This is a genomic window from Halorubrum tibetense (genome assembly GCF_042661865.1).
Lineage (GTDB): Archaea > Halobacteriota > Halobacteria > Halobacteriales > Haloferacaceae > Halorubrum > Halorubrum tibetense.
The window spans coordinates 1-4870 of record NZ_JBHSWW010000188.1 but is presented as its reverse complement, the minus strand read 5'-3'; the positions used below and the strand labels follow the sequence as shown (position 1 = coordinate 4870).

Genomic DNA, 4870 nt, shown 5'->3' with positions numbered 1-4870 from the left:
TGGGCGCGTCCGAGCTCGCGACCGGCGTGGAGGTCGTCGTCGAGCCGGTCGCCGCCGGCGGCGTCACCGAACCGGTACCGCCGATCGGGACCGAGCGTCTGCAGCGATTCGAGCGACGCCATATCGGTGTCGAAGGCGGACACTCCCTGCAGGAACCGATCCCCGTGGTGGTCCGCGGCGAGTCGGTCGACGATACGGCCCCCGGCACCACCGAGACCGATGACGTGCACGCGCATACGTCGATCCGGTCGCCCACCGGGGAGTTATCTCCTTCGGCCGAGACGGCGGCCAGTTTCGAGCCCAGTCGGCGACTCAGAACTCGTCGAGGCGACGTTGCCCGGGCGGTACCCGGGCGTCGGCCACGTTCGGGTCCTCGGGTTCGGCACCGAGGAGTCTCGGGAGGGCAGTGTCGGCGAATGTGAGTGCGAGCACCAGCACGATCGGTGCCAGAAACAGGCCGTGGAAACCGAATACGACCGGACCGAAGATGTACGCCAGCATGAGCAGACCGACGTGGGTCGTCTTCCCACTGAAGTACGGTCGCAACACGATATCGGGGATCGTGTCGACGACGACGACCGCGACGAGGAGGAACCCGCCGACGTACACGAGGAGGTCGAGATCACCGCCCATCACTGCCGGAGTCGCGGTCGCGGCGGCAAGGGGGAGGTACACGATCTTCATCCCGATGACGGGGATGAGACTCGCGATCCCGGTGAGCGCCCCGGCCAACGCGGGGTACGGGACCTGTGCGCCCGCCGGCGCGACCAGGTTGTATCCGGTGTACGTCGTGACGGCGATAACCGAGATCGCGATAACGTTGAGCAGGTTCCCGTACAACACCGCTTCCATCTCCGCGTCGGCCGCTTCGAGGTACTCCCGAACGATAGCCTGATCGTCGAAGGCGACAAGCCAGTCGTGGAACTTCGAGCCGTCGAGGAGCAGGTAGTAGGTGACGACGACCGTGATGAGCAGGTTCAACAGGAACCCGGTTATCGTGTTCGTTAGCAACGAGGCGTGTTCGGCGAGGAACTGGATCAACGGGTCGAACTCGCCCGCCCGATACGCCGCGATCAGTCCGTCGAGGGTCAGTTCGGAGAGATCGAGTAACCCCTCGAACCACTCCGCCTCGCCGTCGAGCGTCTCCCCGATCGGGTACCGCTCGATGACCCGCCTGGCCTCCACGACCAGCAGAACGACCGTGGCACTCAACAGCCCGATCAGCGGGATGCCGATGAGCGACAACGAGACGACTGCCCGTACCCGCGCGGGGAGCCGAAACCGCTCCAACCGGTAGTAAAAACGCCGTGTCGAGTAGTAGAGGAACACCGCGACGGTGAGCGCGGCGATGAACCGGTAGGCGATGTAACCGGCGACGACTGCGACCGAGAGACCGAAGAGGGCAACGACGAAACGCTTCTCGTCCATGCACGCCGGTGTCCCGGTGGTGGTATAAACTATGTGGAGGATATCCCGGGAAGAACGTATGTGAGAACCGAAACGCCGCGACGTCGCTGCGTCACCGCTCTCTCACAGTGGATGGGTCCGCGTCGGTCGCGCTGTCGTCGTCGACTCTCGAGTCCGTCTCGCGTTCTCCCCCTACGTCGACGGCGCGGTCGTGGTGGGCCAGCTGCTCGCGGTGTAACGAGAGGATCATGTCGGCGAGGAAGCCGAACACGAGGAGCTGGATCCCGAGGATCGTCGCCCCCGCGGCACCGACGGCGATGATCTCGTGACCGACGCCGTGGACGATCCATCGGTAGAGTACGTAGGCGGCCATCACGGCACCGGCGGTCGTCGAAAGCGCGCCCACGCTGCCGAAGTAAAACAGCGGGTTGTTCGTCTTCGCCTTCCGGTACAGTTCGAGGAATATCACGCCGCCGTCCCGGATCGGGTGGAGGTTCGTCGAGGAGCCACCGGGTCGTGGCCGGTAGGTGATCGGCACGACTGCGACGGGAACCCGGTTCTTGACGCACTCGACCGCCATTTCCGTCTCGATCCCGAATCCGTCCGCCGAGAGATGGAGCTCGAGGAACGACTCGCGAGTGAACGCGCGGTATCCCGAGAGAATGTCGGCGAACCCCTCGCCGTGGATCACTCGGAAGGCGGCGTTGATGAGGCGGTTCCCGATCCGGTTCAGTCGCGTCATCGCGCCGGGACGCATGTCCGCGAACCGGTTCCCGATGACGTGGTCGGCCGCGCCGGTTCGAAGCGGTTCGAGCATCGCTTCGGCGTCCCCGGCGTCGTAGGTCGCGTCCGCGTCCGCCATGAGCACGTACGGGGCCTCGACGTGCTCGCGGACCGCCTCCCGGATCGCTTGTCCCTTGCCGGTTCCGGACTGTTCCACGACGCGAGCACCCGCGTCGCGGGCGAGCTCACGGGTCCCGTCGGTCGACCCACCGTCGATCACGAGGACCCGGCCGAGGCCCGCGTTCCGGAACTCCGACACCACCGTCTCGACGGTTTCGGCCTCCTCGAACGTCGGGAGGAGGACACAGACGTCGTCCTGCTCGCTCATTATCGGAGCGATACGGGGCGCATCCGTAAACGCTCCCCTTTCCATTCGTCACTCGACAGGACTGGGTCGTGTCCGAGACAGTTCGGTAGTCGCATCGGCGACCGGAGCGAGATGGATACAACCCATACGCTCATGTAGGATACTCCTCTATATGGTAGCATGTCACAATCCACCAACAACCACACAGACGAACTGCTCAGCGCGGCACGAACGGCGACGGGGGACGAGCTGCGGAGTCTCACGTACTTCACCGAGGACGACATCGAGCAGCTCTACCTCCGCAGCGACCTGAGCCGAACTGCTGATCTTCTCGGATTTGCCGAAAACGAGCGCAACGGGTTCCACGCACAGTCGCTGTACGCGGACAGTCAGCTCGGAGACTACCTGTTCACCGTTCGTGTCTTCGAGAACGGATATCTCACCCGAGTGATCGCGAACGACCACGGAGTGTGGGTGACCACCGACTCGATGGAGATGGACCGCTTCGAGGAGCTCGCAAGCGCCCTCGCGGCGATACTCCGCTCGTTCGACCCGGCGTGATCGCCGAGGATCGGTCCCCACCGACCGGCGGAACGTCGTTCTCCCGGATCAGCCGAGGTGGTCCTCGAACGCCGAAAGGAGAGCGTCCGCGTCGACTGGTTTCGTCACGTATCCGTCCGCGCCGGCTTTCACCGCCTCGATCATCTTCTCCTGCTGGTCGACGCTCGTACACATCACGACCGTGGTCTCCGGGTCGTGTTCCTTGATCGCGGCAGTCGCCTCGATCCCCGTCATCTCCGGCATCACCACGTCCATCGAGACGGCGTCCGGGGCCGTTTCCTCGAACGCATCGACGGCCTCCACGCCGTTCTCCGCCTCGGCGACGACCTCGAACTCCGGCTCCAGCGCGTCCGTGATCACCGTACGTTGGAAGGCGGAGTCGTCGACGACGAGAACCCGGTTTCCCATGTCCGTCTTACCGAGTGACGCGTATATATATCCGTGGTCGACGGGAGCCTAGTCGACGCCACGGCCGATGAGCCGTAGCCACGAGACGGTCACGACATCCCTCCGACAGAACCGTCCCGATATCTCTGGTATTCCTTGTATATCTGTGCGAGCGTATAATGACCATAGGGACAACGTTAAGGTCTATCCTGTGGTATTCGAGCACATGGAAACGCGGAAGGTCCAGCGGCTCGGCCCCTCGACGCTGGCGATGACGCTCCCCGCCGAATGGGCGAAGGAGCACGGCGTGAACAAAGGTGACGAGGTATCGCTACGGATGGGCGGAAAGGGAACGCTGACGGTGTTACCCGAGTCGGTCAGTACGGAGGAGTCGGAGGCCGTGATCCACGCCGACGGACTCGACGCGCGGTCGCTGGAACGAGCGGTCGTCGCACAGTACGTGCTCGGCCGTCGTGTTATCCACGTGCGGAGCGAGGGGACGCTCGACAGTGAACACATCAACGCGGTGTACAAAGCTGAGACCCAGCTGATGGGTCTCGGCGTGATAGAGGAGACGCCGTCCGATATCTCGATCCGGTGTTCCGTCGACCCCGAGGACTTCACGCTCGACAACCTGCTCGAACGGCTCGAGAACACGGGGTCGACGATGCGCGGCGAGGCGGTGAAGGCGCTCGCACACGGCAATCCGGACCTCGCACAGCGTGCACTCAACCGGGAGCGACAGGCGAACAAGATCTTCGTGCTCCTCTTGCGGCTGATCTTCACCGCCTACCAGAACCCGAACCTCGCACGGGCCGTCGGGTTGGAGGAGGGGTTCCCGCTGATCGGCTACCGGTCCGTCGCGAAGAACCTCGAGCTCACCGCCGACAACGCCGAGGACATCGCCGACATCGTCATGGAGGCGGACGGCCACACCCTCGATGTCGACAGCGCCACGATGCGGCAGATACGCGAGTTCACCGATCAGGTGGACGAGCTCACGGCGCTCGCCGTCAGGGCCGTTGTCGAGCGGGATTACGACCTCACCGTGGAGTGTCGCGACCGGTTCGGCCGGCTCGAGGACCGCGAGCGGGAGATCCTCGACGAGCTCCCCAACGACCTCGACAACGAGACCCTACTGATGACCCGTGAGGTGCTCGTCAGCCTCCAGCACACCGCCGAGTACGCCATGCGAAACGCCGAGATCGCCGCGAATCTCGCGCTCAACGAGGCGTCCGACCACGTCGACATCATCTGAGCGGTAGCAGGGGTACGCGGACCGACCGGACTAGGGTGCCCGCTCCGACGCGGCCGTTTCTTCGTATGAACGTACGTGTTTAGCCCGGGCTGATTTCGTCACTGTCTCGTAGATAGAGACACGCGGGGGACACATGGTCCGTCAGCAGGAATCGGGAATGCCTTCTC

5 protein-coding genes and 1 pseudogene are annotated in these 4870 nt (G+C 64.2%); 2 read left to right on the top strand and 4 right to left on the bottom strand.

The window, feature by feature from the left end; translation table 11 throughout:
- The 3 genes and pseudogenes from ACFQEU_RS11445 to aglJ form a co-directional block, all read right to left on the bottom strand.
- Window positions 1–236 (bottom strand): annotated as a pseudogene (locus tag ACFQEU_RS11445) (FtsZ/tubulin family protein); the annotation flags it as partial.
- Window positions 237–312: 76 nt separating this feature from the next.
- Window positions 313–1428, bottom strand: coding sequence for an AI-2E family transporter (locus tag ACFQEU_RS11440; protein WP_379782233.1), 1116 nt, complete (start codon window positions 1426–1428; stop codon window positions 313–315).
- A 91-nt stretch (window positions 1429–1519) separates the two neighbouring features.
- A complete protein-coding gene (aglJ, locus tag ACFQEU_RS11435; RefSeq protein ID WP_379782231.1) occupies window positions 1520–2518 on the bottom strand; it encodes an S-layer glycoprotein N-glycosyltransferase AglJ in 999 nt (332 codons plus the stop codon).
- A gap of 159 nt (window positions 2519–2677) precedes the next feature.
- Here aglJ and ACFQEU_RS11430 point away from each other — a divergent pair, with 159 nt between their 5' ends.
- A complete protein-coding gene (locus ACFQEU_RS11430) occupies window positions 2678–3058 on the top strand; it encodes a DUF7522 family protein (RefSeq protein ID WP_379782229.1) in 381 nt (126 codons plus the stop codon).
- A gap of 48 nt (window positions 3059–3106) precedes the next feature.
- On the opposite strand, the gene ACFQEU_RS11425 is transcribed toward ACFQEU_RS11430, so the two are convergent.
- Window positions 3107–3466, bottom strand: coding sequence for a response regulator (locus tag ACFQEU_RS11425; protein ID WP_379782227.1), 360 nt, complete (start codon window positions 3464–3466; stop codon window positions 3107–3109).
- 205 nt (window positions 3467–3671) lie between these two features.
- Here ACFQEU_RS11425 and ACFQEU_RS11420 point away from each other — a divergent pair, with 205 nt between their 5' ends.
- On the top strand, window positions 3672–4703 hold the full coding sequence (locus tag ACFQEU_RS11420; RefSeq protein WP_379782225.1) for a PhoU domain-containing protein: 1032 nt from the start codon (window positions 3672–3674) through the stop codon (window positions 4701–4703).
- Window positions 4704–4870 lie beyond the last annotated feature (167 nt).

What these genes read in the sequence shown, in the direction of transcription:
- ACFQEU_RS11425 (WP_379782227.1), bottom strand. Translation starts at nt 3,466, where the DNA reads ATGGGAAACCGGGTTCTCGTCGTCGACGACTCCGCCTTCCAACGTACG.
- aglJ (WP_379782231.1), bottom strand. Translation starts at nt 2,518, where the DNA reads ATGAGCGAGCAGGACGACGTCTGTGTCCTCCTCCCGACGTTCGAGGAG.
- ACFQEU_RS11440 (WP_379782233.1), bottom strand. Translation starts at nt 1,428, where the DNA reads ATGGACGAGAAGCGTTTCGTCGTTGCCCTCTTCGGTCTCTCGGTCGCA.
- ACFQEU_RS11420 (WP_379782225.1), top strand. Translation starts at nt 3,672, where the DNA reads ATGGAAACGCGGAAGGTCCAGCGGCTCGGCCCCTCGACGCTGGCGATG.
- ACFQEU_RS11430 (WP_379782229.1), top strand. Translation starts at nt 2,678, where the DNA reads ATGTCACAATCCACCAACAACCACACAGACGAACTGCTCAGCGCGGCA.